The organism is Aurantimonas sp. NFXS3, from assembly GCF_049132005.1.
Classification (GTDB): domain Bacteria; phylum Pseudomonadota; class Alphaproteobacteria; order Rhizobiales; family Rhizobiaceae; genus Aurantimonas; species Aurantimonas coralicida.
The window spans coordinates 358032-383431 of record NZ_JAGDDZ010000004.1; the positions used below are offsets into that span (position 1 = coordinate 358032).

At 66.8% G+C, this 25400-nt stretch carries 28 protein-coding genes and 1 tRNA gene; 16 read left to right on the forward strand and 13 right to left on the reverse strand.

All coding sequences use genetic code 11. The annotated features are described in order from the left end of the window. Positions 1–29: 29 nt before the first annotated feature. Positions 30–710 carry an arylesterase gene (locus tag J3367_RS13975; RefSeq protein ID WP_244495479.1) on the forward strand — a complete coding sequence of 227 codons (681 nt, stop codon included), beginning with the start codon at positions 30–32 and terminating at the stop codon, positions 708–710. Here the strand turns inward: J3367_RS13975 and J3367_RS13980 are convergent. Further along, positions 685–1374, reverse strand: coding sequence for a GNAT family N-acetyltransferase (locus J3367_RS13980; RefSeq protein ID WP_024351888.1), 690 nt, complete (start codon positions 1372–1374; stop codon positions 685–687). The genes J3367_RS13975 and J3367_RS13980 overlap by 26 nt on opposite strands. Before the next feature lie 178 nt (positions 1375–1552). Here J3367_RS13980 and thpR point away from each other — a divergent pair, with 178 nt between their 5' ends. The 7 genes from thpR to J3367_RS14015 all read left to right on the forward strand — a co-directional run bounded on the left by thpR (position 1553) and on the right by J3367_RS14015 (position 6425). Then, a complete protein-coding gene (gene thpR, locus J3367_RS13985; RefSeq protein ID WP_024351889.1) occupies positions 1553–2146 on the forward strand; it encodes an RNA 2',3'-cyclic phosphodiesterase in 594 nt (197 codons plus the stop codon). 83 nt (positions 2147–2229) lie between these two features. Beyond that, positions 2230–2610, forward strand: coding sequence for a YkvA family protein (locus tag J3367_RS13990; RefSeq protein WP_029703649.1), 381 nt, complete (start codon positions 2230–2232; stop codon positions 2608–2610). Between the two features lie 360 nt (positions 2611–2970). After that, a complete protein-coding gene (locus tag J3367_RS13995) occupies positions 2971–3477 on the forward strand; it encodes an invasion associated locus B family protein (RefSeq protein ID WP_024351891.1) in 507 nt (168 codons plus the stop codon). A gap of 187 nt (positions 3478–3664) precedes the next feature. Continuing rightward, complete coding sequence (rlmN, locus tag J3367_RS14000; RefSeq protein ID WP_024351892.1) at positions 3665–4906, forward strand: 23S rRNA (adenine(2503)-C(2))-methyltransferase RlmN; 1242 nt, start codon at positions 3665–3667, stop codon at positions 4904–4906. Positions 4907–5001: 95 nt separating this feature from the next. Continuing rightward, positions 5002–5457 (forward strand): hypothetical protein, encoded by a 456-nt coding sequence (locus J3367_RS14005; protein ID WP_024351893.1) that lies wholly within the window; start codon positions 5002–5004, stop codon positions 5455–5457. 5 nt (positions 5458–5462) lie between these two features. Continuing rightward, positions 5463–5684, forward strand: a complete 222-nt coding sequence (locus tag J3367_RS14010; RefSeq protein ID WP_024351894.1) for a BrnA antitoxin family protein — start codon at positions 5463–5465, stop codon at positions 5682–5684. A gap of 81 nt (positions 5685–5765) precedes the next feature. Continuing rightward, positions 5766–6425 (forward strand): glutathione S-transferase family protein, encoded by a 660-nt coding sequence (locus J3367_RS14015; protein WP_024351895.1) that lies wholly within the window; start codon positions 5766–5768, stop codon positions 6423–6425. A gap of 13 nt (positions 6426–6438) precedes the next feature. On the opposite strand, the gene J3367_RS14020 is transcribed toward J3367_RS14015, so the two are convergent. Next, positions 6439–7083 (reverse strand): LysE family translocator, encoded by a 645-nt coding sequence (locus tag J3367_RS14020; protein WP_024351896.1) that lies wholly within the window; start codon positions 7081–7083, stop codon positions 6439–6441. 188 nt (positions 7084–7271) lie between these two features. Between J3367_RS14020 and J3367_RS14025 the strand changes: the two genes are divergently transcribed. Next, the gene (locus J3367_RS14025) at positions 7272–8492 is read left to right on the forward strand and encodes an argininosuccinate synthase (protein WP_024351897.1); all 1221 of its coding nucleotides are present in this window, start codon (positions 7272–7274) and stop codon (positions 8490–8492) included. Positions 8493–8587: 95 nt separating this feature from the next. Here the strand turns inward: J3367_RS14025 and J3367_RS14030 are convergent, their stop codons facing one another. Beyond that, entirely contained in the window at positions 8588–10381 is a 1794-nt protein-coding gene (locus tag J3367_RS14030; RefSeq protein ID WP_024351898.1) for an L-lactate permease, read from the reverse strand. 167 nt (positions 10382–10548) lie between these two features. On the opposite strand from J3367_RS14030, the gene J3367_RS14035 reads away from it, so the two are divergent. Together J3367_RS14035 and J3367_RS14040 are read left to right on the forward strand one after the other, a co-directional pair. Then, complete coding sequence (locus J3367_RS14035) at positions 10549–11559, forward strand: LLM class flavin-dependent oxidoreductase (protein WP_024351899.1); 1011 nt, start codon at positions 10549–10551, stop codon at positions 11557–11559. A 100-nt stretch (positions 11560–11659) separates the two neighbouring features. Further along, complete coding sequence (locus J3367_RS14040) at positions 11660–12358, forward strand: HAD family hydrolase (RefSeq protein WP_029703651.1); 699 nt, start codon at positions 11660–11662, stop codon at positions 12356–12358. An 18-nt stretch (positions 12359–12376) separates the two neighbouring features. Here the strand turns inward: J3367_RS14040 and J3367_RS14045 are convergent, their stop codons facing one another. Next, positions 12377–13600 carry an MFS transporter gene (locus tag J3367_RS14045; RefSeq protein ID WP_029703653.1) on the reverse strand — a complete coding sequence of 408 codons (1224 nt, stop codon included), beginning with the start codon at positions 13598–13600 and terminating at the stop codon, positions 12377–12379. Between the two features lie 139 nt (positions 13601–13739). Then, positions 13740–13815: transfer RNA gene (locus J3367_RS14050), tRNA-Ala, on the reverse strand. Positions 13816–13991: 176 nt separating this feature from the next. Between J3367_RS14050 and J3367_RS14055 the strand changes: the two genes are divergently transcribed. Together J3367_RS14055 and J3367_RS14060 are read left to right on the forward strand one after the other, a co-directional pair. Beyond that, entirely contained in the window at positions 13992–14294 is a 303-nt protein-coding gene (locus tag J3367_RS14055) for a YggT family protein (protein WP_009207892.1), read from the forward strand. Positions 14295–14315: 21 nt separating this feature from the next. After that, positions 14316–14633: a DUF167 family protein gene (locus tag J3367_RS14060; RefSeq protein WP_024351902.1), complete on the forward strand. Its 318-nt coding sequence runs from the start codon at positions 14316–14318 to the stop codon at positions 14631–14633. Between the two features lie 114 nt (positions 14634–14747). On the opposite strand, the gene J3367_RS14065 is transcribed toward J3367_RS14060, so the two are convergent. From J3367_RS14065 to J3367_RS14085, 5 genes are all read right to left on the reverse strand, one after another. Further along, positions 14748–14897: a DUF1127 domain-containing protein gene (locus tag J3367_RS14065; protein ID WP_155898549.1), complete on the reverse strand. Its 150-nt coding sequence runs from the start codon at positions 14895–14897 to the stop codon at positions 14748–14750. 243 nt (positions 14898–15140) lie between these two features. Continuing rightward, positions 15141–15677 (reverse strand): inorganic diphosphatase, encoded by a 537-nt coding sequence (ppa, locus tag J3367_RS14070; protein ID WP_024351903.1) that lies wholly within the window; start codon positions 15675–15677, stop codon positions 15141–15143. 212 nt (positions 15678–15889) lie between these two features. Then, positions 15890–16396, reverse strand: coding sequence for a GNAT family N-acetyltransferase (locus J3367_RS14075; RefSeq protein ID WP_024351904.1), 507 nt, complete (start codon positions 16394–16396; stop codon positions 15890–15892). Positions 16397–16550: 154 nt separating this feature from the next. Beyond that, complete coding sequence (locus J3367_RS14080; protein ID WP_024351905.1) at positions 16551–16931, reverse strand: PH domain-containing protein; 381 nt, start codon at positions 16929–16931, stop codon at positions 16551–16553. Between the two features lie 4 nt (positions 16932–16935). Beyond that, positions 16936–17157 (reverse strand): hypothetical protein, encoded by a 222-nt coding sequence (locus J3367_RS14085; RefSeq protein WP_155898550.1) that lies wholly within the window; start codon positions 17155–17157, stop codon positions 16936–16938. Here J3367_RS14085 and J3367_RS14090 point away from each other — a divergent pair. Continuing rightward, positions 17137–18348 carry an aminotransferase class V-fold PLP-dependent enzyme gene (locus tag J3367_RS14090; protein ID WP_024351906.1) on the forward strand — a complete coding sequence of 404 codons (1212 nt, stop codon included), beginning with the start codon at positions 17137–17139 and terminating at the stop codon, positions 18346–18348. The two genes, J3367_RS14085 and J3367_RS14090, sit on opposite strands and share 21 nt — an antisense overlap. Positions 18349–18443: 95 nt before the next feature. Here the strand turns inward: J3367_RS14090 and typA are convergent, their stop codons facing one another. Further along, complete coding sequence (gene typA, locus J3367_RS14095; protein ID WP_024351907.1) at positions 18444–20270, reverse strand: translational GTPase TypA; 1827 nt, start codon at positions 20268–20270, stop codon at positions 18444–18446. 311 nt (positions 20271–20581) lie between these two features. On the opposite strand from typA, the gene J3367_RS14100 reads away from it, so the two are divergent. Next, a complete protein-coding gene (locus J3367_RS14100; RefSeq protein WP_024351908.1) occupies positions 20582–20791 on the forward strand; it encodes a hypothetical protein in 210 nt (69 codons plus the stop codon). A 92-nt stretch (positions 20792–20883) separates the two neighbouring features. On the opposite strand, the gene J3367_RS14105 is transcribed toward J3367_RS14100, so the two are convergent. Together J3367_RS14105 and J3367_RS14110 are read right to left on the reverse strand one after the other, a co-directional pair. Beyond that, positions 20884–22467 carry an alkaline phosphatase D family protein gene (locus J3367_RS14105; RefSeq protein WP_024351909.1) on the reverse strand — a complete coding sequence of 528 codons (1584 nt, stop codon included), beginning with the start codon at positions 22465–22467 and terminating at the stop codon, positions 20884–20886. 145 nt (positions 22468–22612) lie between these two features. After that, a complete protein-coding gene (locus J3367_RS14110; RefSeq protein WP_421461416.1) occupies positions 22613–24670 on the reverse strand; it encodes a M3 family metallopeptidase in 2058 nt (685 codons plus the stop codon). Between the two features lie 291 nt (positions 24671–24961). Here J3367_RS14110 and J3367_RS14115 point away from each other — a divergent pair, with 291 nt between their 5' ends. Further along, positions 24962–25381 carry a MarR family winged helix-turn-helix transcriptional regulator gene (locus J3367_RS14115; protein WP_230788167.1) on the forward strand — a complete coding sequence of 140 codons (420 nt, stop codon included), beginning with the start codon at positions 24962–24964 and terminating at the stop codon, positions 25379–25381. Positions 25382–25400: the final 19 nt, after the last annotated feature.

Here is a 25400-nt window from a genome sequence, read left to right on the forward strand (position 1 = left end):
GGCTGGGGCCTGCGCTATATGGGTGTGCGATGCAACGCTTCCAACCGATCCTGATGGTCATGACGATCTTGTCATGGCTGATGCTGCCGGCCGCAGCACTGGCGCAACAGGCGGCGACGCCCCCCGACGCAGGCGAAACGCTGCAGATCGTCGCATTCGGCGACAGTCTGAGCGCCGGTTACGGCGTCGGCCCGGGCGAATCCTTCCCCGAGCAGTTGCAGGCCGCCCTGCGCGATGCCGGCCACGACGTCAGCGTCGCCAATGCGGGCGTCTCCGGCGACACCACCAGCGGCGGCCTGGCGCGGCTCGAATGGTCGGTGCCGCAGGAGGCCGATCTCGTCATCGTCGAACTCGGCGCCAACGACGCGCTGCGCGGCATCTCGCCGGAGATCACCGAACGCAATCTCGACCAGATCCTCGCCAAGCTCCAGGCCCGCGACCAGACCGCGCTTCTCGCCGGCATGATGGCGCCGCCCAACATGGGCCCTGACTACGCGGCCGAGTTCGACGGCATCTACCAGCGTCTCGCCGACAGATACGACGTCGCCCTCTATCCGTTCTTCCTCGATGGCGTCGCCGCCGAGCCGGCGCTCAACCAGGACGACGGCATGCATCCCAATCCCGAGGGCGTCGCCGTCATCGTCGAGCGCATCCTGCCGGCGGTGACCAAGGCGCTCGATGCGATCAGTGCGGAGCGGGAAACGGGTTGAAGCTCGCCGCCAGCCGGCGCAGCGGCGCGGCGAAGCTGCGCAGGCGTTTGCGCCGCCACTCGATCATGGCGAAGGCGAAGGCTTCGGTCTCGTCGGTCCATTCCCGCGCCAGGCTCTGCACGTCGGCATAGGGCCGGAGGATCTCCGCGGTGACGTCGCCGGCGTCGAAACTGAGGTCGGCGCCGTGCTTGGCGGCGATCGCCTGCATGCGGCGGTTTTCGCGCAGGCAGGTCAGGAACAGTCGCCGCACGCCGCGATTGCGCGCGCTGGCGACGAGCCGGCCAAACAGGCGGTCGCCATGGCCGTGGCCCTGATAGGGCTTCTCGATGGAGAACGCGCCCTCGGCCTCGTCATGCGACCCGGTCAGGAAGCGCAGTTCCGCGGCGCCGCGCAGTTCTCCGTCGATGAACAGGCCCTTGACCAGGGCCTCCTCGCCGAGCGCCAGCGACACGTAGCGTTCCAGAAAGAAATCATTGACCGCATTGCCGAAGCGCAGGCGCCGGATCTCGGGGTCGAGGCGCTTGAGGTGGGCCAGGAGAAGCGGCTCCTCGCCCGGATGCAGGCGCCGGACATGCACCGGTCCGGAGGCGGCACCGGACTGGGCGGCGGTCGGGACGGCAACGCTGGGCGCTGACGGGCGTGCAGGGAACGGGACGTTGGACATGCTCTTCAGCCTTGTTTCGTCCTCCCGCGGCGATCTCCCGAGCCGCAATCCGAATATAATTGTGCATTGCGAAACGAACAACGCGGCGAAGGTCCCTGCAGGGCTGCCCTGTGCTTGCCACATGGCTCGCGAGGTGAGACGCTTTTCGCGATGGCAACACCGCACGGAGGTCTTTCCGATGCCGCGACTGTTCACCGCCCTCGAGATTCCCCACGACATCGCCCTGTCGCTGTCCTTCCTCCGCGGTGGCTTGCCGTCGGCCCGGTGGATCGATGCCGAAAACTACCATCTGACCCTGCGTTTCATCGGCGACGTGGAATCGCGCCTGGCCGACGAGATCGTCGCCCAGCTCGACCGGATCGACTGTTCGGGCTTCACCCTGTCGCTGAAGGGCGTCGCCGCCTTCGGATCGAAGAAGCCGCATTCGCTCTATGCGGGGGTCGAGGCGCCGGCAGAGCTGGCCGAGCTGCAGGCCGAGATCGACCGGATCTGCCGCCGGGTGGGCCTGCCCGCCGACCCGCGCAAATTCGTGCCGCACGTGACCATCGCCCGGCTCCGCCAGCCCAAGGTCGAGGAGGTCGCCCGCTATCTCGCCGGCCGCGGCAATTTCTCGACCTTGCCCTTCCGGGCCTCCCGCTTCGGCCTGTTCTCGGCGAAGGACTCGGTCGGTGGCGGCCCCTACCTTCTGGAAGAGGCGTTTCCGCTGGCGCCGGATGGGGCGGCGCATCACGATATCGCCGCCGACCAGATGCAGCAGTACCGCGTCGGCTGAGGCAACGGGACGCCCGGCGAACCGCCGGGGCTTGAGACGCCGCCCGATGCGATCCATCTACCGTCCGCGAGACGGAGGATGCGATGGCAATCGAGAACGGCAAGATCGGCGAAATCCTGCGCCCGGGCAGCGAGGCCGAGCAGGCGCGGCAGGAATCGGACGTGCGCCGCTCCTTCTTCGACACGGTCCGCCGGGGCCTGCGCCACATCCCCTTCATGGAGGACGTGGTGGCCTCCTATTATTGCGCCCTCGACCCGCAGACGCCGGCTGCCAGCCGCGGCGTCCTCCTCGCCGCACTCGCCTATTTCGTGCTGCCCTTCGACATCGTCCCGGACTTCATCCTCGGTCTCGGCTTCACCGACGACATCGCGGTTCTCTGGGCCGCGTTCCGCACGGTCCGCGACAATATCCGGCCCGAACATTATGCGAAGGCGCGCACGGCCCTGGGCGAACTGGACGACTGAGATCGCGGGCGCCGTGGCCGGCCGGCCTGCCGGCCGAAATCGCGCCAACCCCATGTCTCGCAACGATTTTCGATGCTTTTTCCGCGAATTGCGGCATGCGCGCCAAACTGTCGCCCGATTCTTTCCGTCATTCACATTCCGTGAAGTCGGCGGATATGCCGGGGGCTGTCCCGCGTGGTGACGACGCCGGGGTCCTTCTTGGCCCACAGGCCGGACATCGACGATCTTCGGCCGCACCTTGGGGTTTCGTTAACCAAGGATAAAGGCCCGGCCGCTAGACTGCGACAGTAATCTTTCGTCCGGCGTCGCGCCGGTCGCCACAGCCATACCACGCACGCACAGCGAAATGAGCGGGGAACCATGAACCTCAAGAACGTCCTGACGGCCGCTGCGGCCATTCTGATCTTCTCGAGCGCCGCCGGGGCGGCCCAGACCCCGACGCGCATGAACCAGTTCAACGCCTGGGGCACCTATTCCTATTCGGGCTCCGACGGGAAGATCTGCTACGTCCTGTCGACGCCGACCAAGATGACGCCTGCCAATGTCGATCATGGCGACATCTTCTTCCTCGTCTCGCAGAAGCCGGGTCAGGGCGTCTCCTACGAGCCGCAGGTCGTCATGGGCTATGCGCTGAAGGAAGGCTCCAAGGTCATCGTCGACGTGGACGGCAAGGATTACTCCATGTTCGTCAAGGGCGAGTCCGCCTGGATGGAGAACGCCGCCGAGGAGCCGCAGCTCGTCGCCAATCTGCGCGCCGGCCGGGTGATGACCGTCGAGGCGACCTCCCAGCGCGGCACCGAGACCAGCTACACCTATTCGCTCTCGGGCGTGACGGCGGCGCTGAACTCGATCAACGACTGCAAGTAGGTCCCACCGGCTTCGGCCGGGGTCTGCCATCGCTGAAAACGCCGGGCCCGGAAGCCCGGCGTTTGGCGTTTCAGGCAGCGGAAAGACGGCCTGACCTTGCGAAACCGACCGGAAACCGTCATGTGACGGGGTGAATTTCCGAATTTCAGTCAGTCTCGCCGGCACGTCGCCTGCGAAAGGACACGCTATGGCCGTCTCGCTCGATCTCGCCCACGCCGCCAATCGCCCGCGTCCCGCGCCGCCGGTCATGCCGATGGCCGGTGACGAGAAGCCGTCGCTGGTCGGCCTCGACCGCGCCGCCCTCGGCGAGGCGCTGTCCGCCGTCGGCGTGCCGGACAAGCAGATCCGCATGCGCGTCGCGCAGCTCTGGCACTGGCTCTATGTGCGCGGCGTCGCCGATTTCTCGCAGATGGCGAATGTCGCCGGCACGCTGCGTCAGGCGCTGGACGAGGCCTATACGATCGCCCGGCCGGAAGTCGTCGACGAGCAGATCTCGGTCGATGGTACCCGCAAATGGCTGTTCCGCTTTCCGCCGCGAGGCGCCGGGCGGCCGGTCGAGATCGAGACCGTCTACATTCCCGAGGAAGGCCGCGGCACATTGTGCATCTCCAGCCAGGTCGGCTGCACACTGACCTGCACCTTCTGCCACACCGGCACCCAGCGCCTGGTGCGCAACCTCCTGCCCGACGAGATCGTCGGCCAGATCCTGGCGGCGCGCGAGCGGCTCGGCGACCTGCCGGACGCGGCGACCCCCGCCGGCGCGATCGTACCCAACGGTGGCCGGCTGGTAACCAATGTCGTGCTGATGGGCATGGGCGAGCCGCTCTACAATTACGACAATGTCCGCCAGGCGATGGCTGTCGCCTCCGACGGCGAGGGCCTGTCCCTGTCCAAGCGGCGCATCACCCTGTCCACCTCCGGCGTCGTGCCGTCGATCGTCAAGGCGGGCGAGGAGATGGGCGTCAGCCTGGCGATCTCGCTGCATGCCGTGCGCGACGAATTGCGCGACGAGCTGGTGCCGATCAACAAGAAGTACCCGCTGAAGGACCTGCTCGACGCCTGCCGCGCCTATCCGGGCCTGTCGAATGCCCGCCGCATCACCTTCGAATATGTGATGCTCAAGGACGTCAACGATTCCATGGCCGACGCCAAGGAACTGGTGCGCATCCTTCGCGGCATCCCGGCCAAGATCAATCTGATCCCGTTCAACCCGTGGCCGGGCTCGGCCTATGAGTGCTCCGACTGGGACCAGATCGAGCGCTTCGCCGACTATGTGAACCAGGCCGGCTATGCCTCGCCGATCCGCACCCCCCGCGGCCGCGACATCTTCGCCGCCTGCGGCCAGCTCAAGTCGGAATCCGAGCGCATGAAGAAGAGCGCCCGCGACCGGCTCGAATCCCTGCGCGCCAGCGAACTCGCCGCGGACTGATCGCGTCTCCGCGCCGTGGCCCGTCCTGCGACCCGCCCCATATTCAGCCTGCGGGGCGCTCGCCTCGGCCGTTCGGGAAGGATAAGAGCCGCCGCATGAGCACCGTCCTGCGTTTTCTCTTCGTGATCCCGATCGGCTTCGTCGCCGCCGTCATGACCGCCGCCTTCGCCATGCTCTGGCCGTTTCTCGACGCGCCGCGGGGCATCACCGGCGCCGATCCCGTCTTCCTGTTCCATACCGGCATTGCCTTCTTTGCCCAGGCGGCGCAGATCGGCTCGGTCGTGCTGGTGCCCTGGGCCCTGTTCATGGTCGCCACCGAGCTCTTCGCCCTGTCGTCGATCGTTCTCCACATCGCCGCCGGCATCATTGGCGGTGTCGCGATCATCGTCACCGCCTATGGCGGCAGTGCCCCGCATATGAGCGTCCAGACGGCGATCGTCGTCGCCTCCCTGTGCTTTGCCCTGGCCTACTGGATCGTCGCCGGACGAACCGCCGGCCGGTGGCGCCGCCGCAAGACCGAACCGAGCGCCGACGGCGCCAGCGAAGGATAGACAGAATGGCCCGCCGCCCGACCGATCCCCGCGCCGCCGCAGAAGCCGTCTTCAAGCCCGCCGCGCCGTCCACCGAACGGCTGAAGGAAACCTCCACCGGCGTTCCCACGGCAAAGGAAATGGTCTCGCTGCGGATCGACCGCGACGTGCTGGAGCATTTCCAGGAGGAGGGCCCGGGCTGGCAGGACCGGATCAATGCCGCCCTGCGCAAGGCTGCCGGCCTCTGAAGAGGCCGTCCCGCACGTCGTTGCGGGACATGGCGGACCGGCAGACCTTGCCCTGACGCTGCACTGCGGCAGATTGGCGCCATGATCACGATCCATCACCTGAACAATTCACGCTCCCAGCGTGTCCTGTGGCTCCTCGAGGAACTCGAGGTCACCTACGAGGTGAAGCGCTACGAGCGCGCCAAAGACATGCGCGCGCCGGCCGAGCTGAAGGCCGTCCATCCCCTCGGCAAGTCGCCGGTGCTGACCGATGGCGAGCGGACCGTCGCCGAGACCGGCGCCATCGTCGAATACATCCTCGCCGGCCATGGCAACGGCCGGCTGATGCCGCCTGAGGGCAGCGCGGATTACTGGAACGCCCGGCACTTCCTGCACTATGCCGAAGGCTCGGCGATGCCGCCGCTGTTCCTGATGCTGGTGCTGCAGATGATCCCGGCCCGCGCGCCCTTCTTCGCCAAGCCGATCCTGAAGACCTCGATGAAGAAGGTCGACGACATGCTGGTGCGCCCGCAAATGGCGCTGCATCTCGACCATTGGGAAGCCTCGCTCGGCGACACCGGCTGGTTCGCCGGACCGGAAATGACCGTCGCCGACATCATGATGAGCTTTCCCGTCGAGGCGGCGGCCCAGCGTTTCGGCTACGAGGACCGGCCGAAGCTGCGCGACTTCCTGCTGCGCATCCACGAGCGCCCGGCCTATCGCCGCGGCCTGAAGCGCGGCGGCCCCTACGCCTACGCCTGAGGCGCGACCGGGCTCAGCGCCCCTGGGTCAGAAGAATCTTCACCGCGAAGGCCGAGAACACGCTGGCGAACAGCCAGTCGATGCCGCGCATGATCTTCGGCCGGCGCTTCAGCGCCGCCGCGAACCTGTCGGCGGCCAAGATCATCGCCGCGCTCATCGGCACCGCCAGGACGATGAAGAACACGCCGAGGAAGAACAGCTTCCCGGCGACGTCGCTGTCCTGCGCCGAGACGAATTGCGGCAGGAAGGTCACGAAGAACAGGATGATCTTCGGATTGAGGAGATTGATCCCGATCCCGGTCAGCCAGTTGGAGAACAGGCTGTGCGGGCGCCGCGCCGCGGTGCCGTCGAGGCGGAAGGTGGAACTGCCGCGCACCGCCTGGATGGCGAGGAAGACGAGATAGCCGGCACCGACGATCTTCAGCGCCAGGAACGCCTCCGGCGAGGCGGCGATCAGCGCCGAGATGCCGAAGGCGGCAAGGCTGGTGTGGACGAGGATGCCCGTCGCCGCCCCGAGCATGGCGGCAAAGCCGGCCGCCCGCCCTTCCGACAGGGTGCGGCCGAGAAACAGCGTCATGTCCGGCCCGGGCGTGATCGTCAGGACGAACGCCGCGGCGACGAAGGCAAGCAGCGTCGCAAGATCGGGAAGAAAGCTCATCGCGCCCTCATCAGCATGCATCGACCGGCGCCATCTGCAGCAGCAACCGGACGGCGCCGAACCTAGGCCCGCTACGGGCCGAACGCCACCCGATTTCCGCCCGCACCGGTCCTGCCCGTGCGACGCCCGGTTTCCCTCGCGGCCCGCTTTGCGCTAGAGCCCATGCAAACGGCAAGACGGAAGAACCCATGGCACAGCATCGCGACATCAAGAAGGTCGTCCTCGCCTATTCGGGCGGCCTCGACACCTCGATCATCCTGAAATGGCTGCAGACCGAATACGGCGCGGAGGTCGTCACCTTCACCGCCGATCTCGGCCAGGGCGAGGAGCTGGAACCGGCCCGCAAGAAGGCCGAGATGATGGGGATCAAGGAGATCTACATCGAGGACGTGCGCGAGGAATTCTGCCGCGACTTCGTCTTCCCGATGTTCCGCGCCAACGCGGTCTACGAAGGCACCTACCTTCTGGGCACGTCGATCGCCCGGCCGCTGATCTCCAAGCGGCTGGTGGAGATCGCCCGCGAGACCGGCGCCGACGCCATCGCCCATGGCGCCACCGGCAAGGGCAACGACCAGGTGCGCTTCGAGCTGTCGGCCTATGCGCTGGCCCCCGACATCAAGGTCATCGCGCCGTGGCGCGACTGGGAGTTCAAGTCGCGCACCGATCTCCTCGATTTCGCCGAGAAGAACCAGATCACCGTCACCAAGGACAAGCGCGGCGAGGCGCCCTTCTCGGTCGACGCCAACCTGCTGCACTCCTCCTCCGAGGGCAAGGTGCTGGAAGATCCGGCGGAATCGGCGCCGCCCTACGTCTTCATGCGCACCGTCAGCCCCGAGGACGCGCCGGACCAGGCGACGATCATCACCGTCGGCTTCAAGAACGGCGATCCGGTCTCCATCGACGGCAAGGCGATGAAGCCGCACGAGCTTCTGGCGGCGCTGAACGATCTGGGCCGCGACAATGGCATCGGCCGCCTCGACCTCGTCGAGAACCGCTTCGTCGGCATGAAGTCGCGCGGCATCTACGAGACGCCGGGCGGCACCATCCTGCTCGCCGCCCACCGCGCCATGGAATCCATCACCCTCGACCGCGGTGCCATGCACCTGAAGGACGAGCTGATGCCGCGCTATGCCGAGCTGATCTACAACGGCTTCTGGTTCTCGCCCGAGCGCGAGATGCTGCAGGCCGCGATCGACCACAGCCAGCGCCATGTCGAGGGCACGGTGCGGCTGAAGCTCTACAAGGGCAATGTCATCGTCGAGGGCCGCGAGAGCGAGAAGTCGCTCTATTCCGACGCGCTGGTCACCTTCGAGGACGATCACGGCGCCTACGACCAGAAGGACGCCGCCGGCTTCATCAAGCTGAACGCCCTGCGCCTGCGCACGCTCGCCAAGCGCGACGGCCGCTAGGCTCTTTGGCCGGCGCCCCGCGCCGGCAGCGGACGCGAATGACAAAGGCCCGGCGGATCGCTCCGCCGGGCCTTTCGTTTGCCGGAACCGTGCGCCTATCGGGCGGGCGCCGGCTCCTGCGCGGCGACCGGGCGCCGGCTGCGGTTGAAGGCCATGGCGGTCAGGACGATCGCCAGCCAGACGACCGCCAGGATCAGCCAGATGCCGCCATAGATCAGCCCCATGCCGATCAGGCCGGCCTGCACGACGTAATAGGCCATGGGGATCAGCGTCATGCGGATCACCTCGCCCTCGCGGTCGGTCAGGCCCACCACCGCCGATGCCGCGACGACATTGTGGACGCAGATCATGTTGCCGGCGGCCCCGCCCACGGCCTGCAGCGTGACCACGATCATCGCCCCGGCCGCGCCGAGGCCGATCTGTTCGGCGGCCGAGAACTGGAACAGCGAGAACATCATGTTCGACACGGTGTTCGAGCCGGCGATGAAGGCGCCGAGCGCCCCGATCAGCGGCGCGAAGAGCGGCCAGGCGCTGCCGACCACGCTGGAGACGCCCTCGGCCAGCACCAGCGGCATCGATTCCAGCGGGCCGCGACCGGTGTTCAGGAACACCTGCACCATCGGCACCGCCAGGAGCAGCGCCGGCGCCGCGGCGACCATGGTGCGGGCCGAGCCGGCCCAGGCCCTTGCATAGGCCTTGCCGCTCATGCCGAAGATGAACACCGCCAGCAGCGAGGCGATGATCAGCACCGCGCCCGGCGAATAGAGCAACTGCGCCGTGGCGTTGATGCCCGAGCCGAAGAGATCGTTGAAGGCGAGCGTCGCGCTTGGCGAAGTCAGGGCCGCCTTGAGCGGCGCGATGACACGGGTCAGCACCAGGAGCACCGCGATGATCAGATAGGGCGACCAGGCCCGCATGAGCGAGATCTGCCGGCCGCTGGCATGGCCCGCCGCCACCTCTTCCGCCTCGGCGGCCTTCAGCGTGCCGAACCAGTGGTCGTTCCAGCCCTGCCGCGCCGGGAACTCGAACCGGTCCTTCGGCAACAGGAAGCCGCGGCGCGCCGCCGGCACGACGATCAGGAGGCCGATCAGGCCGCCGACCAGCGACGGAAACTCCGGCCCGAGCAGCCACGCCACCAGATAATAGGGGACGGTGAAGGCGATGCCGGCGAAGAGTGCGAACTTCCAGACCCGGAAGCCCTCGATAAAGGAGCGGTTGGCGCCGAAGAAGCGGGTCAGCATACCGACCATGATCAGGGGGATGACGAAGCCGACCAGAGCGTGGACCATCGCGACATTGGCGGCGATGGCATAGACATAGTCGATGAGCGGCAGCGGCGAGATGGTCTGCAAGACGCCGTCATTGCCCGACAGGCCGGTGTTGATGCCGACGAGCATTGGCGTGCCGACCGCGCCGAATGAGACCGGCGTCGACTGGATGATCAGCGTCACCAGCACGGCGGCCATGGCCGGGAAGCCGATCGCCACCAACAGAGGTGCTGCGACCGCCGCCGGGGTGCCGAAGCCGGAGGCGCCCTCGATCATCGAGCCGAACAGCCAGGCAATGATGATCGCCTGGATGCGGCGGTCGGGTGACAGATCGGTGAAGCCGCGGCGGATGGCGCGGATGGCGCCGCTTTCATGCACGGTCTGCAGGACGAGAATGGCGCCGAAGATGATGAAGAGCAGCGTCAGCGCGGTGACGAGACCGTTGACCGTGGCGCCGGCGACCGTGCCGAGATCCTGCCCCCAGACGGTGAGCGCGATGATCGCCGTGGCCGCATAGGCCACCAGCATGGCAAGCTTGGCCGATCGCCGCATGACGACGAGCAAGACGAACACGATCGCGACCGGCAGCAATGCCAGGCCGAAGAGAACTCCCTGCCCCATTCCCGTTTCCTCCGAAGGGTGAGTGACTTGGCTGCTAATTTCCCTCGGCTGGACAGAAAGCAAGAGGGATTGTTCGTCGTCCTGACGATTGACTGTTCAGACCGGCTTTTCCCGGCCTCTTCCGATCCCCAGATAGACGAAAGTCTGATCCCGAAAGGTGCCAAGCGATGATCCCCTATTCCGTCCTCGACCTGTCGCCGATCCCCGAGGGTGGGACCGCCGCCGACGCCCTGCACAATTCCGGTGATCTGGCGCGCCACGCCGAGGCGCTCGGCTACACGCGCTACTGGATGGCCGAGCATCACAACATGACCGGCATCGCCAGCGCCGCGACGGCCGTGGCGCTCGGCTATGTGGCCGGCCAGACGCAGACCATCCGTGTCGGCGCCGGCGGCGTCATGCTGCCCAACCATGCCCCGCTGGTGATCGCAGAACAGTTCGGCACGCTGGCGACGCTCTATCCGGGCCGCGTCGATCTCGGCCTCGGCCGCGCGCCGGGCACCGACCAGATGACCGCGCGGGCGCTGCGCCGCAGCCTCGACAACTCCGACAACTTCCCCCAGGACGTGATGGAGCTGATGGTCTATTTCGAGGAGGCCGAGCCGAACCAGCGCATTCGCGCGGTGCCCGGCGAAGGCACCCGCGTGCCGGTGTGGATCCTCGGCTCCAGCCTCTACGGCGCCCAGCTCGCCGCCCATCTCGGCCTGCCCTATGCCTTCGCCTCGCATTTCGCGCCGGGTGCGCTCGCCCAGGCCGTCGAGGTCTATCGCGACAGCTACAGGCCGTCGGAGCGCTGGCCCGAGCCGCATTTCATGCTGGCGATCAACGTCTTCGCCGCCGACAGCGACGAGGAAGGCCGGGTGCTGAAATCATCGATGCAGCAGGCCTTCGTGAACCTGCGCACCGGCATGCCCGGCCCGCTGCCGCGGCCGGTCGAGGATTTCGAGGCCCGCGTCGACCCGATGGCGAAATCCATGGTCGACCAGGCGCTGTCGGTCTCGGCCACGGGCTCGCCGGCCAGTGTCGCCGCCAGCCTGTCGGCGCTGATCGACACCTACCGCCCGGACGAGGTGATCCTGACCGGCCAGATCCACGATCACGCGGCCCGCAAGCGGTCCTTCGAGATCGCCGCCGGTGTGATGCAGGAGATCGGCGCGCGCCGCGACGCCGCCGAATAGGCAGTCACGGGCTTCGGACGGGCGGTTCGCCGCCGGGGCGCTTTGCAGCGCCGGCGGCGAACCGCTAGAGATTGCGCGTCACGGATGCGGAGTGCGCCCGATGCCCGCCCTCACCACGATCGGCTTCGATGCCGACGACACGCTCTGGCACAATGAGCGGTTCTTCCAGCTGACCGAGGCCCGGTTCCGCGAGATGCTGGCTGATCATGCCGACGCGGACCTGGTCTCCAGCCGGCTCCTGGAGGCCGAGCGCCGCAATCTCGGCCACTACGGTTTCGGCATCAAGGGCTTCGTCCTGTCGATGATCGAGACCGCGCTGGACGTCACGGGCGACACTGCCTCGCCGGCCATCGTCCGGCAGATCCTCGATGCCGGCCGCGAAATGCTGGAGCACCCGGTCGAAGCCCTGCCCGAAGCGCAGGAGACCCTTGCCGCGCTTGCCGGCAGCTACCGGCTGGTGCTGATCACCAAGGGCGACCTGTTCGACCAGGAGCGCAAACTCGCGGCTTCCGGGCTGGGCGACCATTTCGACGCGGTGGAGATCGTCAGCGACAAGACGGCGGCGACCTATGAGCGGCTGTTCGCCCGCCATGGCGACGGGCCGGCCCGCGCCATGATGGTCGGCAATTCGCTGAAGTCGGATGTGCTGCCGGCGCTGGCGGCGGGCAGCTTCGGCGTCCATATCCCGCATGAGCTGACCTGGGCGCTGGAACATGCCGAGCAGCCGAAGAACGCGCCGCGCTTCCGGCAGGTGGACAGACTCGGCGACGTGCGCACCATCCTCGCCGAGATCGGCTGAGCGCAGGCCGGCCCCGCCTCAGTCGCGGCCGGCCAGGTGCTGGGCCTTGCGCAGATCCGGGAACATCCACGACCACAGCCCGGCGACGCCGACCGTCGCCAGGCCCCCGAGCACCACCGCCGGCACGGCGCCGATCCAGAAGGCCATCACCCCGGCGCGGAACTCGCCGAGCTCGTTGGAGGCGCCGATGAAGACCATGTTGACGGCGTTGACCCGGCCGCGAACCTCGTCCGGCGTCCAGAGCTGCATGATCGTCTCGCGGATATAGACGCTGATCATGTCCGACGCGCCCATGAAGATCAGCGCGACGATGGCGAGCCACGGCACGGCGGCCATGCCGAACAATGCGGTAAAGGCGCCGAACAGGCCGACGAAGACGAACATCTTGACGCCGGCATGGGTCTTGATCGGGTGGGCCGCGAGCCACACCGCCATCGACACCGCGCCGATGCCGGGCGCTGCGCGCAGGAGCCCGAGCCCCCAGGGGCCGACATGCAGGACGTCCCGTGCATAGACGGGCATCAGCGCCACGGCGCCGCCGAGCAGCACGGCGAAGAGGTCGAGCGAGATCGCGCCGAGCACCACCTTCTCCGACCAGATGAAGCGAAAGCCCGCGACGATGGTCTCGAAGCTCGCCGGCTCGCTGGAGCGCTTCTGGCTGGGTGCCGTGATCGACAGGACGAGCACCGCAGCCGCGACGAACAGCGTCAGGCCGGTGCCGTAGGCGGCGACGGGCGACACGCCGTAGAGCAGCCCGCCGGCAACCGGGCCGACAATCGCCGCGATCTGCCAGGAGGAAGAGTTCCAGGCAATCGCGTTGGCGAGCTCCCGCTTGGTGACCAGATTGACCACCAGCGATTGCGAGGCCGGGCCGAAGAAAGCGCGGGCGATGCCGAAGCCGACAAGGATCGCGAAAACCGGATAGGGCGTGGCGAGGCCGTGCCAGGTTAGGAGCAGCAGCCCGAGGGCGCCGAGCGCCTCGACGAGGATCGCCACCGCCATGATCATCCGCCGCGAATAGCGGTCGGCGGCAGCCCCGGTGACCAGCACCAGGACGAGCGCCGGCAGGAACTGGCAGAGGCCGACGATCCCCAGATCCAGCGGATTGCGGGTCAGGTCGTAGATCTGCCAGCCGACCGAGACGACGACGATCTGGATGGCGAAGGTGGAGAAGAAGCGCGACAGCCAGTAGCGCAGGAACCGCGGATTGCGGAAGGCGGCGAAGCGATCCTCGACCGGAATGGCGCTCGCGTCCGGATCGCCCGGCGCGGCGGAAGCGGTCTCACTGTCCTGTGTCACCCACGCACCTGCAACGATCCGGCCCGCACCAACCGGGCAAGGCGGACCATGACTGCGCGATGTCCTGGAAGGAAATGATGGCTGGTGGAGCTGAGCGGGATCGAACCGCTGACCTCGTCATTGCGAACGACGCGCTCTCCCAACTGAGCTACAGCCCCGTCCACCATTTCGACCGGCATTTAGTGCCGCGGCGCCGGCCCTGTCAACGCCCCTTGCATGGCGGCCGCGGCGTGACCGAACCGGGCCGGTCGCACATGCGGCGAAGCGGGCGCGGCTTGCGTATCGGCAAGGCGATGGCTACATCCGAAACCGTTATCGCAAAGGGCCCGATTTGATGCTTGCAGTCACCTACGTCCTCTATCAGGCACTCAATCTGTACTGGTGGATCGTGATCGCGTCGGCCGTGTTGTCGTGGCTCTATGCCTTCAACATCGTCAATCCCGGCAATCCCTTCGTCGACTCCGTCGGCCGCTTCCTGTGGCAGATGACCGAGCCGGTCTATCGGCGCATCCGCCGGGTCCTGCCGGATCTCGGCGGCATCGACCTGTCGCCGCTGGTCGTCCTGTTCGCCATCATGTTCCTGCAGTATCTGATCGCGGTCTACATCAATCCGGCGATCTACAGCGCCGGCATCTGAGCGATTGCTCCGCCCGGTCCGGTGACCGACGCGCGCTTCTGGCGGCCTGACGGCGAGGATGCCGTTCTCGTCGATCTCCGCCTGACGCCGAAATCAGCCGCTGACCGGATCGAGGGCAGCGTGACGGATGCGGCGGGACGCGCCTTCCTGAAGGCGCGGGTGCGGGCCGTGCCCGAGGACGGCAAGGCCAATGCCGCGCTTCTCAAGCTCCTTGCCAAGACGATCGGCGTTCCGAAATCGGCGGTGACGCTGGTCGCCGGCCACACGTCGCGGGTGAAGACCCTGCGCCTCACCGGCGACGCCGGGCGCCTCGCGACGGCGCTCAACGCCCTGAACTGACCTCCAGACACCAAAACGCCGCCCGAACTCAGTCGAAGGCGGCGTGGCATGCATTCATGTGGGGCAGAGCGGATCGATGCCCGATCGCGGCGTCCTGCGCCGCGGCCTCAAGGCTCAGAGACGGCCGAAGCGGACGGCCTGAGTGATCTGCGACCGGCCGACGCCGATGTCGGCGAGCTCGCGGTCGTCCATCATTTCCAGCTGGCGGATCTGGTTACGATGGTTGCGGTAGGTGTTGAGGCGGGTTGTTAGACGGCGAAACATGGGATCCTGATTCCAGGGTTTGGGGTTTTCGATAGCCATCAAGTAAGAGATCGCACTGCACAAAAGTAGTGCGTTTTGCTGCACGTCTCGTGTGCATTCTGCGCATGACGCAGTCATCAGTCCGTCAATATCTTCCGTGTTACGCTGCCGCCGCCCCCTCCTCGTCCGGACGGCCGAATGCAGAACGGGCGCGGCGGTTGCCCGCCACGCCCGTATCTGAATGCTGTCTGTGGACCGGTCCGGTCAGCCCTTGGCGTTCTCGGCCCGCTCGACCGCCGCGGTGATCAGCGACCGCGCCTTGACGCTGTCGCCCCAGTCGCCGATCTTGACCCACTTGCCGGGCTCCAGATCCTTGTAGTGCTCGAAGAAGTGGGCGATCTGCAGCAGCGTGATTTCCGGCAGGTCGCCATATTCGCGAACGTTCTCGAAACGCCGCGTGATGTGCGGCGACGGCACGGCGATGATCTTCTCGTCCTCGCCGCTGTTGTCTTCCATGACCAGCACGCCGATCGGGCGGCAATTGATCACGCAGCCGGGAAACAGCGGCCGGGTGTTGCAGATCAGGACGTCGATCGGATCGCCGTCGTCGGACAGGGTGTGCGGCACGAAGCCGTAATTCCCCGGATAGGTCATCGGCGTGTAGAGGAAGCGGTCGACGACCAGGCAGCCGGCGTCCTTGTCCATCTCGTACTTGATCGGATGGCCGCCCAGCGGCACCTCGATGATGACGTTGATGTCTTCCGGCGGGTTCTTGCCGCGGGCGATCGCGTCGATGCGCATGATGTGTCCTTCCAGATGTGGCCTGTCGATCCGAACGGGCGACCCGCCTCGCATGTCCTTGAAGGACGCGAGAGCGATCCATGGCAGGGATGATCGCGTTGGTGGCCCGGTTTCCCCGAAGACGCTCTAGCCGCTCCGGCGAACCCGCGCAACACGCGGCTGCGCAGGCTGTCCGCCCCTTCGGCCAGGCACGCGCCGGCCGGCTGCGGACGTCAGTTCCAGAGGAAGGCGATCTTGGCGACCTTGCGCGTGTCGAAGCATTCGCTGCCTTCGGCGATGTCGCGTCCGCCGAGGCGCCCGTAGAACTCGATCGCCCGGTCGTTCTCGGCCAGCGCCCAGACCACCAGCCCCTTCAGGCCGCGCTCGCGCAACAGCGCGGCGGCGGCTTCGAACAGGCGCTTGCCGAAGCCGAGCCCCTGATATTCGGGCCGCAGATACAGCTCGTAGATTTCGCCGTCGGCGCGCAACGCCTCGGTACGGTTGCGGCCCAGCGTGGCGTAGCCGATCGGCGCGCCGGAGAACTCGGCCACCAGGATCGCCGCCCCGCTGCGGATCGCCGTGTCCCACCAGTCGTCGTTGCGCCGGCCGATCATCTTTTCGAGGCTGCCATGCGGGATCAGCCCGCCATAGGCGCCGCGCCACGACGTGGCATGCACCGCGGACAGGGCGGCGGCATCGTGCGGTTCGGCCAGACGGATTTCGGCGGCAAGCGTCTTCATGGAAGCTTAACCATAACCCACATCGAACGATCCGTCTTGGTTCGCCGGCACCGTCCGGCGATTCGCGGCGACTGTAGTCGTCCGGGAGTCCGAGCGGGGACACAGCAAGCGGCTATCCCCCGGTTTTTGCTGGAAGGTCGGATCGAAGGCGCGTCTATCGGGGCGCCAGCACGCCCTGCGCCAGCGCCCGCTGGATGCCGGCGATATCGGCACGCCGCGACAATGGCCGTGTGATCGGCGACTGGCCGGACACCCAGAGCGTCATTTCCGAATCCGTATCGAAGCTGCCTGCGGTCTCGATGGCGAACATGGTGATCGACCGATAGGGCACCGACTGGATGTGCCGCTTGCGGCCGGTCATGCCCTGCTTGTCGACCATGATCAGGCGCAGATCGGTGAACACCAGGAGATCCCGCACGATCTGGAAGGCGAGTTCGACACCCTCTCCGGGCAACAGGATCGGCGCCAGATCGGCCTCAATCGCCGTCGCGTCCGCATCGCTGGAAAGGCCCATCAGGCCGGAAATCAGTCCCATCGCATCACATCCCCGTTTCGTCTTCGCCGCCATGTCGGGCGCCGCCCGGCACTGTCCACTCGCGACGGCCACCGACGATGGCCGTCAGTTTTTCTAAGGCCCGGATCAGAATTTGAAACTCCGCCTTACCGGCTCGGCGGATTAAGGTCTGCCCCAACTGGCCTCGCGGCACCCGTTCGCGCGGCTGCGCGTCTGGGAGGATCGCATGAAGCACGGTATCCGGCATCTCTACATTCCCGGCCCCACCAATGTCCCGGAGCGCGTCCGGCGGGCCATGAACGTGCCGATGGAAGACCAGCGGGCGCCTGATTTTCCGGCCTTGTCTCTGCCCCTCTTCCAAGATCTGAAGCGTGTCTTCAAGATGCGCGAGGGACGCGTCTTCATGTATCCCTCCTCCGGCACCGGGGCCTGGGAAGCGGCCATCCAGAACACCCTGGCGCGCGGCGACAAGGTGCTGATGTCGCGCTTCGGCCAGTTCTCGCATCTGTGGGTCGACATGGCCCAAAGGCTCGGGCTCGATGTCGAGGCCATCGACGTGGAATGGGGCACCGGCGTGCCGCTCGATGCCTATGAACGCGCGATTGCGGCGGACCGGGCCCATACGATCCGCGCCGTCTTCGTCACCCACAACGAGACCGCGACCGGCGTGACCTCGGATGTCGCCGGCGTCCGGCGGTTGCTCGATGCCCACCAGCACCCGGCATTGATCTTCGTGGACGGCGTCTCGTCCATCGCCTCGATCGACTTCCGGCAGGACGAATGGGGCGTCGATCTCGCCGTCGCGGGGTCGCAGAAGGGCTTCATGCTGCCGGCCGGCCTGTCCTTCCTGGCCGTCTCCGAAAAGGCGCTGGCGGCGGCTCGCGACAACCGGCCGAAGATGGAGCGCACCTATTTCGCCTTCGCCGACATGATCACCCAGAACGCCAACGGCTTCTTTCCCTATACCCCGCCGACGCAATTCTTCCACGGGCTGCGGGTGGCGCTGGACATGCTCTTCGAGGAGGGGTTGGAAAACGTCTTCGCCCGTCATCACCGGCTGGCCGAGGGGGTGCGGCGGGGCGTCGCCGCCTGGGGCCTGAAGCTGCAGGCCGTGGCGCCGCAATGGCATTCCGACACCGTGTCGGCGATCCGCGTTCCCGAGGGCGTCGATGCGAATGCGGTGATCCGCACCGCCTATGAGCGTTACGACACCTCGCTCGGCGGCGGGCTGGCCCAGCTCTCCGGCAAGGTGTTCCGCATCGGCCATCTCGGCGATCTCAACCCGGCGATGTGCCTGACGGCGCTGAGCGTTGCGGAAATGGCGCTGGCCGATGCCGGCGCGAAGATCGAGCCGGGTTCGGGCGTCGCGGCCGCGCAAGGCTGGTACCGGGATGCCGCGGTCGAGGGGAGCGCCCTCATGCAACACGCCGCGGAATAGCCGCGGCCCGCCACCCGCCCCGCAAACGAAAAGGGCCGCGCATCCCGGATGGAATGCGCGGCCCTTGATGTGTCCGGCGAATGCCGTGCGGCGGATCAGGCCGCCTTGCGGCTCTTGTCGAAGCGCTTGCGCTCGTTGGAGTCGAGATAGATCTTGCGCAGACGGATCGTCTTCGGCGTCACCTCGACGAGCTCGTCGTCCTGGATCCACGACAGCGCCCGGTCGAGCGTCATGCGGATCGGCGGCGTCAGCTTGATCGCCTCGTCCTTGCCCGACGCGCGCATGTTGGTCAGCTTCTTGCCCTTCAGAACGTTCACTTCCAGATCGTTCTCGCGGGTGTGGATGCCGATGATCATGCCGGCATAGACCTTGACGCCGGCGTCGATGACCATCGGGCCGCGGTCTTCCAGGTTGAACATGGCGAAGGCCACGCTCTCGCCGGTGTCGTTGGAGATCAGGACGCCGGTGTTGCGTCCCGGCAGCTCACCCTTGAACGGGGCGTAGCTGTGGAACAGCCGGTTCATGATCGCGGTGCCGCGCGTGTCGGTCAGGAGCTCCGACTGGTAGCCGATGAGGCCGCGGGTCGGGGCATGGAAGACGAGGCGCTGACGATCGCCGCCCGACGGACGCAGCTCGATCATCTCGGCCTTGCGCTCGGACATCTTCTGCACGACGACGCCGGAATGCTCCTCGTCGACGTCGATGACGACCTCTTCGATCGGCTCGAGCGTCTGGCCGTTCTCGTCTTCCTTCATGACGACGCGAGGACGCGAGATGCCGATCTCGAAGCCTTCGCGGCGCATGGTCTCGATCAGCACGGCCAGCTGCAGCTCGCCGCGGCCGGAGACGTAGAAGGAATCCTTGTCGGCGGCTTCCTCGATCTTCAGCGCGACGTTGCCCTCGGCTTCCTTCAACAGGCGGTCGCGGATGACGCGGCTGGTCACCTTGTCGCCCTCGGTACCGGCGAGCGGCGAATCGTTGACGATGAAGGACATCGTCACCGTCGGCGGATCGATCGGCTGGGCGTGCAGCGGCTCGTTGACCTGCGGGTCGCAGAAGGTGTCGGCCACGGTGCCCTTGGACAGGCCCGCAATGGCGACGATGTCACCGGCTTCGGCGAATTCCAGCGGCACGCGCTCGAGGCCGCGGAAGGCGAGGATCTTGGAGATGCGGCCGCTTTCCAGCAGCTTGCCGTCGCCATGCAGCACCTTGACCGCCTGGTTCGGCTTGATCGAGCCGGACTGGATGCGGCCGGTGATCAGGCGTCCGAGGAACGGGTTGGCTTCGAGGATGGTGCCGATCATCTTGAACGGCTCGTCCTTGCCGGCCGTGTCCGGCTCCGGAACATGCTTCAGGATCAGGTCGAACAGCGGGGTCAGGCCCTGGTCCTGCGGGCCTTCCGGCTCCTCGGCCATCCAGCCGCCACGGCCCGAACCGTAGAGGATCGGGAAGTCGAGCTGCTCTTCGGTCGCGTCGAGCGAGACGAACAGGTCGAAGATCTCGTTGAGGACTTCCTGATGGCGCTCGTCGGCGCGGTCGATCTTGTTGATCGCCACGATCGGCTTCAGGCCGACCTTCAGCGCCTTGCCGAGCACGAACTTGGTCTGCGGCATCGGGCCTTCCGACGCGTCGACCAGGATCACGGCGCCGTCCACCATGTTCAGGATACGCTCCACCTCGCCGCCGAAATCGGCATGGCCCGGGGTGTCGACGATGTTGATGCGGGTATCCTTCCACTCGACCGAAGTCGCCTTGGCCAGGATGGTGATGCCCCGCTCCTTCTCCAGGTCGTTGGAGTCCATCGCGCGGTCTTCGGTGCGCTGGTTCTCGCGGAACGATCCCGACTGCGCCAGGAGCTTGTCGACGAGTGTGGTTTTGCCATGATCGACATGCGCGATGATCGCGATGTTGCGGAGCTTCATAAGTGTCACCGGAAACGAGTTAAGGCCGCGGCGGGACCATCAATGGTCCACCCGGCGCGAATTCCACGCTCCCATACAGCAATTTGTGCGGGTGCGAAAGGTGGAGGCGTGTTTATGCGGCGCGACCCGCCCGTCCTCTTCACGGAAGACGGGGCGAACGCGACCGAACGAGCAACCCACATAGTCATTCTGCGCCCCGGACACAACAACCCGGCGCGATACATGCCACAACCGGACTTGACACAACGGAACAAAGGACGAACCATTTGCCCGCTGGAGTTCGATTCGCAGTCCTGCGGAAGGATGACACCATGACGACTGACAGCGGAAAAACCTTTCGGAATGCCGGGTCCGGTCAATACGTGACCAAGCGCTACGCCGAGACGCACCCCCACACGACGATCAGCGAGACCAGGGGCGGCGGCTCGACCCACGGCGCGCATCGCAGCGCGATCACCGGCCGCTTCGTCGGGCCGGCCGCGGCGGGCCGCTGGCCGGACCGGACCATCAAGGACAGCTGATCCGTCACGGCATCCGCGCCCGCCGACCAGGAACCGGGCGACCGGCTGAAGCACGTGGCTCAGCCGGCCGGCCTGTCTGTCCCGCCGCTGCGTCACCCGCGCCGGACGGGGTCGAGCGTCGTCGTCCAGAGCTCCGTGTCGTCGGCATCCATCAGCCGGACCGTCATCTGCTCGCTGTCGCCGTCGATCTCGACGAGGCCGAAGAACTGCAGGCCCATGGACGGCGGCAGGTTGGCGCCCTGCTCCTCGGTCGGCGCCTTCACGAACCGCACCTCCGGCCCGAAGGTCTTGTCGAGATCGTTGGGGCCGAAGGTACCGGCATGGATCGGGCCCGACACGAACTCCCAGAAGGGGTCGAAATCCTGGAAGGCGGCGCGATCCGGGCTGTAGTGATGGGCCGCCGTGTAGTGGACATCGGCGGTGAGCCAGACCGTGTTGGCAATGCCGGCCGACTTGATGAAGCGCAGGAGGTCGGCGAATTCCATCTCGCGGCCCTTCGGCGCGCCGCCATCATTGTTGGACACCGCCTCGACGAGCTTCCTGTCGCCGACATTGTCCCAGACGACGAGGCCGATCGGCATGTCGGAGGCGATCACCTTCCAGGTGGCGTCTGACTTGGCCAGCTCCCGCTTCAGCCAGGCGATCTGCTCGGCGCCCATCATCTGCGTCGCCTCGGACGCCTCGGTTTCCAGCCCCTCGGTGTTGCCGCCGCGATAGGAGCGCAGGTCGAGGAAGAACACGTCGAGCAGCGGGCCATAGGCGATCTTGCGATAGACCCGGCCGGGCTCCTCGGCGACGTAGCCGATGGGCGTCATCTCATGGAAGGCGCGCGCGCTGCGAGCGGCCAGGAGGGCGATGTCCTTGACCGCATAGCGGTCGTCGGCAGTCAGGTCCTTGGCCGAGGACCAGTTGTTGATGACCTCGTGGTCGTCCCACTGGAAGAAGGTCGGGACGCGCGCATTCATCGCCTGGACGTTCTTGTCCATGAGATTGTACTTCCACTGGCCGCGATACTCGTCCAGCGTCTCGGCGACCTTTTCCTTCTCCGGGATGAGAAGGTTCTTCCAGACGCTGCCGTCGGCAAGTTCCACGCTCTCCTTCAGCGGGCCGTCGGCGTAGATCGTGTCGCCCGAATGCAGGAAGAAGTCCGGCTCGTGCTTTGCCATGGTGGCGTAGGCCTTCATGCCGCCGCGGCTCTCGTCGATGCCCCAGCCCTGCCCGACCGTGTCGCCGGACCAGGCAAAGCGGATCGAGCGGCGCGACGCCGGCGCCGTGCGGAAGCGCCCGACGATGGGCTCGGAGACGCCGTTGACGTCGCCGAGATCGGTGGCGACGGCACACCAGAAGATCTCCTGGTCCGATGGCAGCCCGGCGATCAGCCGCTTGGCGGTGAAGTCGGATTCCGGCAGCGTCGTCAGGCTGTGCAGCTTCTTCGCATCGGCAAAACTCTCGGTCGTCGCCCATTCGAAATCGATGCGCGACGGCCGGTCGGCCCGCGTCCACACCATGCCGGAGGTGGCGTCCACGTCGCCGGTCTGGACGCCGTGGGTGAAGGCCGGGCGGCTGGCCGCACGGCTGATCGCCGGCATGGCAAGGCCGGAACCGGCGACGAGCGCCGCCGCCCCCGACGAGGCGAGGAAGCGGCGGCGGGACAGGGGAAAGCGTTTCGCAGACATCGGGGAACCTCCAGCAGAAAGAGGCCCGCACCATCGCCAGCTTGCGTGGCAGGGCGATTGCAGCCCTGCGAAACTTTCGAGTCGTTCCAAACTGCGGCGGCGCCAGCGAAATTCCGGCCCGCCGCAGCAAGGAACGGCCCTGGCCTCAGCCGGTCACGAAGCCGCGCTTGCGCAACAGCGCCCCGGAGGTCGGCATGCGGCCCCGGAAGGCGGTGTAGAGGTCCGCTGCGTCCTGCGAATTGCCGGCCGAATAGACATGCTCCAGGAGCCGCCCGGCCGTCTCGGGATCGAACGGATCGCCGGCCTCCTCGAACGCCTCGAAGGCGTCGGCGTCGAGCACCTCCGACCACATGTAGGAATAATAGCCGGCCGAATAGCCGTCGCCCGAGAAGATATGGGCGAAGTGCGGCGAGCGGTGACGCATGACGATCTCGCGCGGCATGCCCAGCTCTTCCAGCATGGCCCGCTCGGCGGCCAGCGGCTGGTCCGGCACCTCGCGCAATTCGTGGAGGCCGAGATCGATCAGCGCCGAGGCGGTGTATTCGACGGTGTCGAAGCCCGCGTCGAAGCTTTTCGCGGCCAGCATCTTGTCGAGCAACGGCTTCGGCAGCGGCTCGCCGGTCCGCACATGCCGCGCATGCTCCGCAAGCACGGAAGGAACGGTGAGCCAGTGCTCGTAGAGCTGCGAGGGCAGCTCGACGAAATCGCGGGCCACCGACGTGCCGGACAGCGACGGCCAGGTCACGTCGGACAGGAGCCCGTGCAGGGCATGGCCGAATTCGTGAAACAGCGTGCGGGCGTCGTCGAGCGACAGCAGCGCCGGCTGGCCGGCGCTCGGCTTGGCGAAATTGCAGACATTGTAGATGATCGGCAGCTGCCCGCCATCGAGCTTGTGCTGGCTGCGCAACGCGCTCATCCAGGCGCCGGACCGCTTCGACTGGCGGGCGAAATAATCACCGAGGAAGAGCCCGCGCGGCCGGCCGTCGCGGTCGGCGACCGCCCAGACCCGCACATCCGGGTGCCAGGCCTTCGCCTCGGGCAAGGGCGTGAAGGAGAGGCCGAACAACCGGCCGGCCACGTCGAAGGCGGCCGTGATCATCCGGTCGAGCTCGAAATACGGCTTCAGCTCGCTCTCGTCGATGGCGAACTCCCGCTGCCGCCGCTGCTCGGCGTAATAGCGCCAGTCCCAGGGCTCCAGCGGATGATTGTCGCCGCGCTCGCCGGCCAGCTGGCGCAGCGCCGCCGCATCGTCGGCCGCGCGTGTCTTGGCATGCTCCCAGACCTCTTCGAGCAGCGTGCGCACGGCCACCGGCGTCTTGGCCATCGTGTCGTCCAGCTTGTAGGCGGCGAAGCTGTCGAAGCCGAGCAGCCGCGCCTTCTCGGCCCGCAGCCGGAGAATGTCGGCCATGATCTGCCGGTTGTCCGACGCGCCCTCATTCTCGCCGCGGCTCGTCCAGGCGCGGAAGGCTTTTTCGCGCAGGTCGCGCCGTGTCGAGTAGGAGAGGAACGGCACGACCACCGAGCGCGACAGGGTGACGGCGGAGTTCTCGAGCCCGCGATCGGCGGCAACCCCGGCCATGGTCGAGATCAGATCGTCCGGAAGACCGGCCAGATCGTCTTTTTCGAGGCTCATCACCCAATTGTGTTCGTCGGCCAGAATGTTCTGGGAGAAGCGGGTGCCGAGCGAGGAGAGTTCGGCGTCGATCTCGGCCAGCCGCTCGCGATCGGCCCCTTCGAGCCGCGCGCCGCTGCGCACGAAGCCCGCATGGATCCGGTCGAGAAGCCGCCGGTCTTCCGGCGTCAAAGTCGCCGCTGCATCGCGATCGGCATGGACCGCATCGATACGGGCGAAAAGCGCAGCATTGAGAGTGATTTGCGACGAATGACGCGAGAGAAGCGGCGAAACGTCGCGCTCGACCCCCTGCAATGCCGGGTTCGTATGGGCACCGGCAAGGGTGAAGAAGATCCGCGCCACCTCCTCCAGCTTCCGGCCGGCGCGCTCCAGGGCAGCGATCGTATTGTCGAAATCGGCAGGCGCCGTGTTCTCGGCGATCGCCGTGATTTCAGACAGATGCTCGCTCATGGCGGCGCGAAACGCGTCCGGAAAATCTTCGGGACGGAATTGATCGAAGTCAGGTACTTCGCTGGCTAATGCGTCAGGATGGTTATCGTCGAGCGGGACTGCGTGGTGCAAATCGTTCATCTGTCTGCCTTTATCCGCCTCTGCCATGCGCGTGTTCCACGTGTAGATGATGCGGACAGGGTTCAGATGAAAGACCATCGTGCTATTCTGGTCGCGCCGACAGGGTGAAATCCTTCACCCCGGCATTGAGCGAGTAATGTCATTCAGAGCCGGGACGGCTCACCGGAAAACGTGAAACAAGGGCCGCAACCAATGTCGCAACTTCTACCGGGCAACGCCCTTGGCTTTGTTATCGTGGACCTCGGGCGGCTGTATCGGCAGGCTTTCGAGAAAGCGGTCATCGACGCGGGAATGGAACTGACCCCGGGCGAGATCAGGGCGCTCGCCTATGTCGGCCGCTACAGCGGCTCGCGTCAGGCGGTTCTGGCCGAGCGGATGGGCGTCGAACCGATGACCCTGTCGGCCTATCTCGACCGGCTCGAGGCGCGCGGCCTGATCAGCCGCTCGGTCGACCCCAACGACCGCCGCGCCAAGGTCATCGCGCCGACCAGCTCCGCCGAGCGGGTGTTCGAGGAAGCCCGGCCCGTCGCCCTCGCGGTCTATGAGCGCACCGTCAGCGGCCTGTCCGAGGACGAGCGCAAGACCGTCGACGTCATCATGCGCAAGATGCGGGCGAACCTGACCAACGTGCCGCTGAGCGACGGCGACGACCGCGACGCGCCGGAGCCCCTCGCCGATGTCGCGGAGATGCGGGTACAGGGCGCAGCCTAAGGCTCCCTTACGTCTGGCA

Coding starts and splice junctions, on each gene's coding strand:
- J3367_RS13975 (WP_244495479.1), top strand. CDS start 30: ATGCAACGCTTCCAACCGATCCTGATGGTCATGACGATCTTGTCATGG.
- J3367_RS13980 (WP_024351888.1), bottom strand. CDS start 1,374: ATGTCCAACGTCCCGTTCCCTGCACGCCCGTCAGCGCCCAGCGTTGCC.
- thpR (WP_024351889.1), top strand. CDS start 1,553: ATGCCGCGACTGTTCACCGCCCTCGAGATTCCCCACGACATCGCCCTG.
- J3367_RS13990 (WP_029703649.1), top strand. CDS start 2,230: ATGGCAATCGAGAACGGCAAGATCGGCGAAATCCTGCGCCCGGGCAGC.
- J3367_RS13995 (WP_024351891.1), top strand. CDS start 2,971: ATGAACCTCAAGAACGTCCTGACGGCCGCTGCGGCCATTCTGATCTTC.
- rlmN (WP_024351892.1), top strand. CDS start 3,665: ATGGCCGTCTCGCTCGATCTCGCCCACGCCGCCAATCGCCCGCGTCCC.
- J3367_RS14005 (WP_024351893.1), top strand. CDS start 5,002: ATGAGCACCGTCCTGCGTTTTCTCTTCGTGATCCCGATCGGCTTCGTC.
- J3367_RS14010 (WP_024351894.1), top strand. CDS start 5,463: ATGGCCCGCCGCCCGACCGATCCCCGCGCCGCCGCAGAAGCCGTCTTC.
- J3367_RS14015 (WP_024351895.1), top strand. CDS start 5,766: ATGATCACGATCCATCACCTGAACAATTCACGCTCCCAGCGTGTCCTG.
- J3367_RS14020 (WP_024351896.1), bottom strand. CDS start 7,083: ATGAGCTTTCTTCCCGATCTTGCGACGCTGCTTGCCTTCGTCGCCGCG.
- J3367_RS14025 (WP_024351897.1), top strand. CDS start 7,272: ATGGCACAGCATCGCGACATCAAGAAGGTCGTCCTCGCCTATTCGGGC.
- J3367_RS14030 (WP_024351898.1), bottom strand. CDS start 10,381: ATGGGGCAGGGAGTTCTCTTCGGCCTGGCATTGCTGCCGGTCGCGATC.
- J3367_RS14035 (WP_024351899.1), top strand. CDS start 10,549: ATGATCCCCTATTCCGTCCTCGACCTGTCGCCGATCCCCGAGGGTGGG.
- J3367_RS14040 (WP_029703651.1), top strand. CDS start 11,660: ATGCCCGCCCTCACCACGATCGGCTTCGATGCCGACGACACGCTCTGG.
- J3367_RS14055 (WP_009207892.1), top strand. CDS start 13,992: ATGCTTGCAGTCACCTACGTCCTCTATCAGGCACTCAATCTGTACTGG.
- J3367_RS14065 (WP_155898549.1), bottom strand. CDS start 14,897: ATGTTTCGCCGTCTAACAACCCGCCTCAACACCTACCGCAACCATCGT.
- ppa (WP_024351903.1), bottom strand. CDS start 15,677: ATGCGCATCGACGCGATCGCCCGCGGCAAGAACCCGCCGGAAGACATC.
- J3367_RS14075 (WP_024351904.1), bottom strand. CDS start 16,396: ATGAAGACGCTTGCCGCCGAAATCCGTCTGGCCGAACCGCACGATGCC.
- J3367_RS14080 (WP_024351905.1), bottom strand. CDS start 16,931: ATGGGACTGATTTCCGGCCTGATGGGCCTTTCCAGCGATGCGGACGCG.
- J3367_RS14090 (WP_024351906.1), top strand. CDS start 17,137: ATGAAGCACGGTATCCGGCATCTCTACATTCCCGGCCCCACCAATGTC.
- J3367_RS14085 (WP_155898550.1), bottom strand. CDS start 17,157: ATGCCGGATACCGTGCTTCATGCGATCCTCCCAGACGCGCAGCCGCGC.
- typA (WP_024351907.1), bottom strand. CDS start 20,270: ATGAAGCTCCGCAACATCGCGATCATCGCGCATGTCGATCATGGCAAA.
- J3367_RS14100 (WP_024351908.1), top strand. CDS start 20,582: ATGACGACTGACAGCGGAAAAACCTTTCGGAATGCCGGGTCCGGTCAA.
- J3367_RS14105 (WP_024351909.1), bottom strand. CDS start 22,467: ATGTCTGCGAAACGCTTTCCCCTGTCCCGCCGCCGCTTCCTCGCCTCG.
- J3367_RS14110 (WP_421461416.1), bottom strand. CDS start 24,670: ATGAACGATTTGCACCACGCAGTCCCGCTCGACGATAACCATCCTGAC.
- J3367_RS14115 (WP_230788167.1), top strand. CDS start 24,962: ATGGAACTGACCCCGGGCGAGATCAGGGCGCTCGCCTATGTCGGCCGC.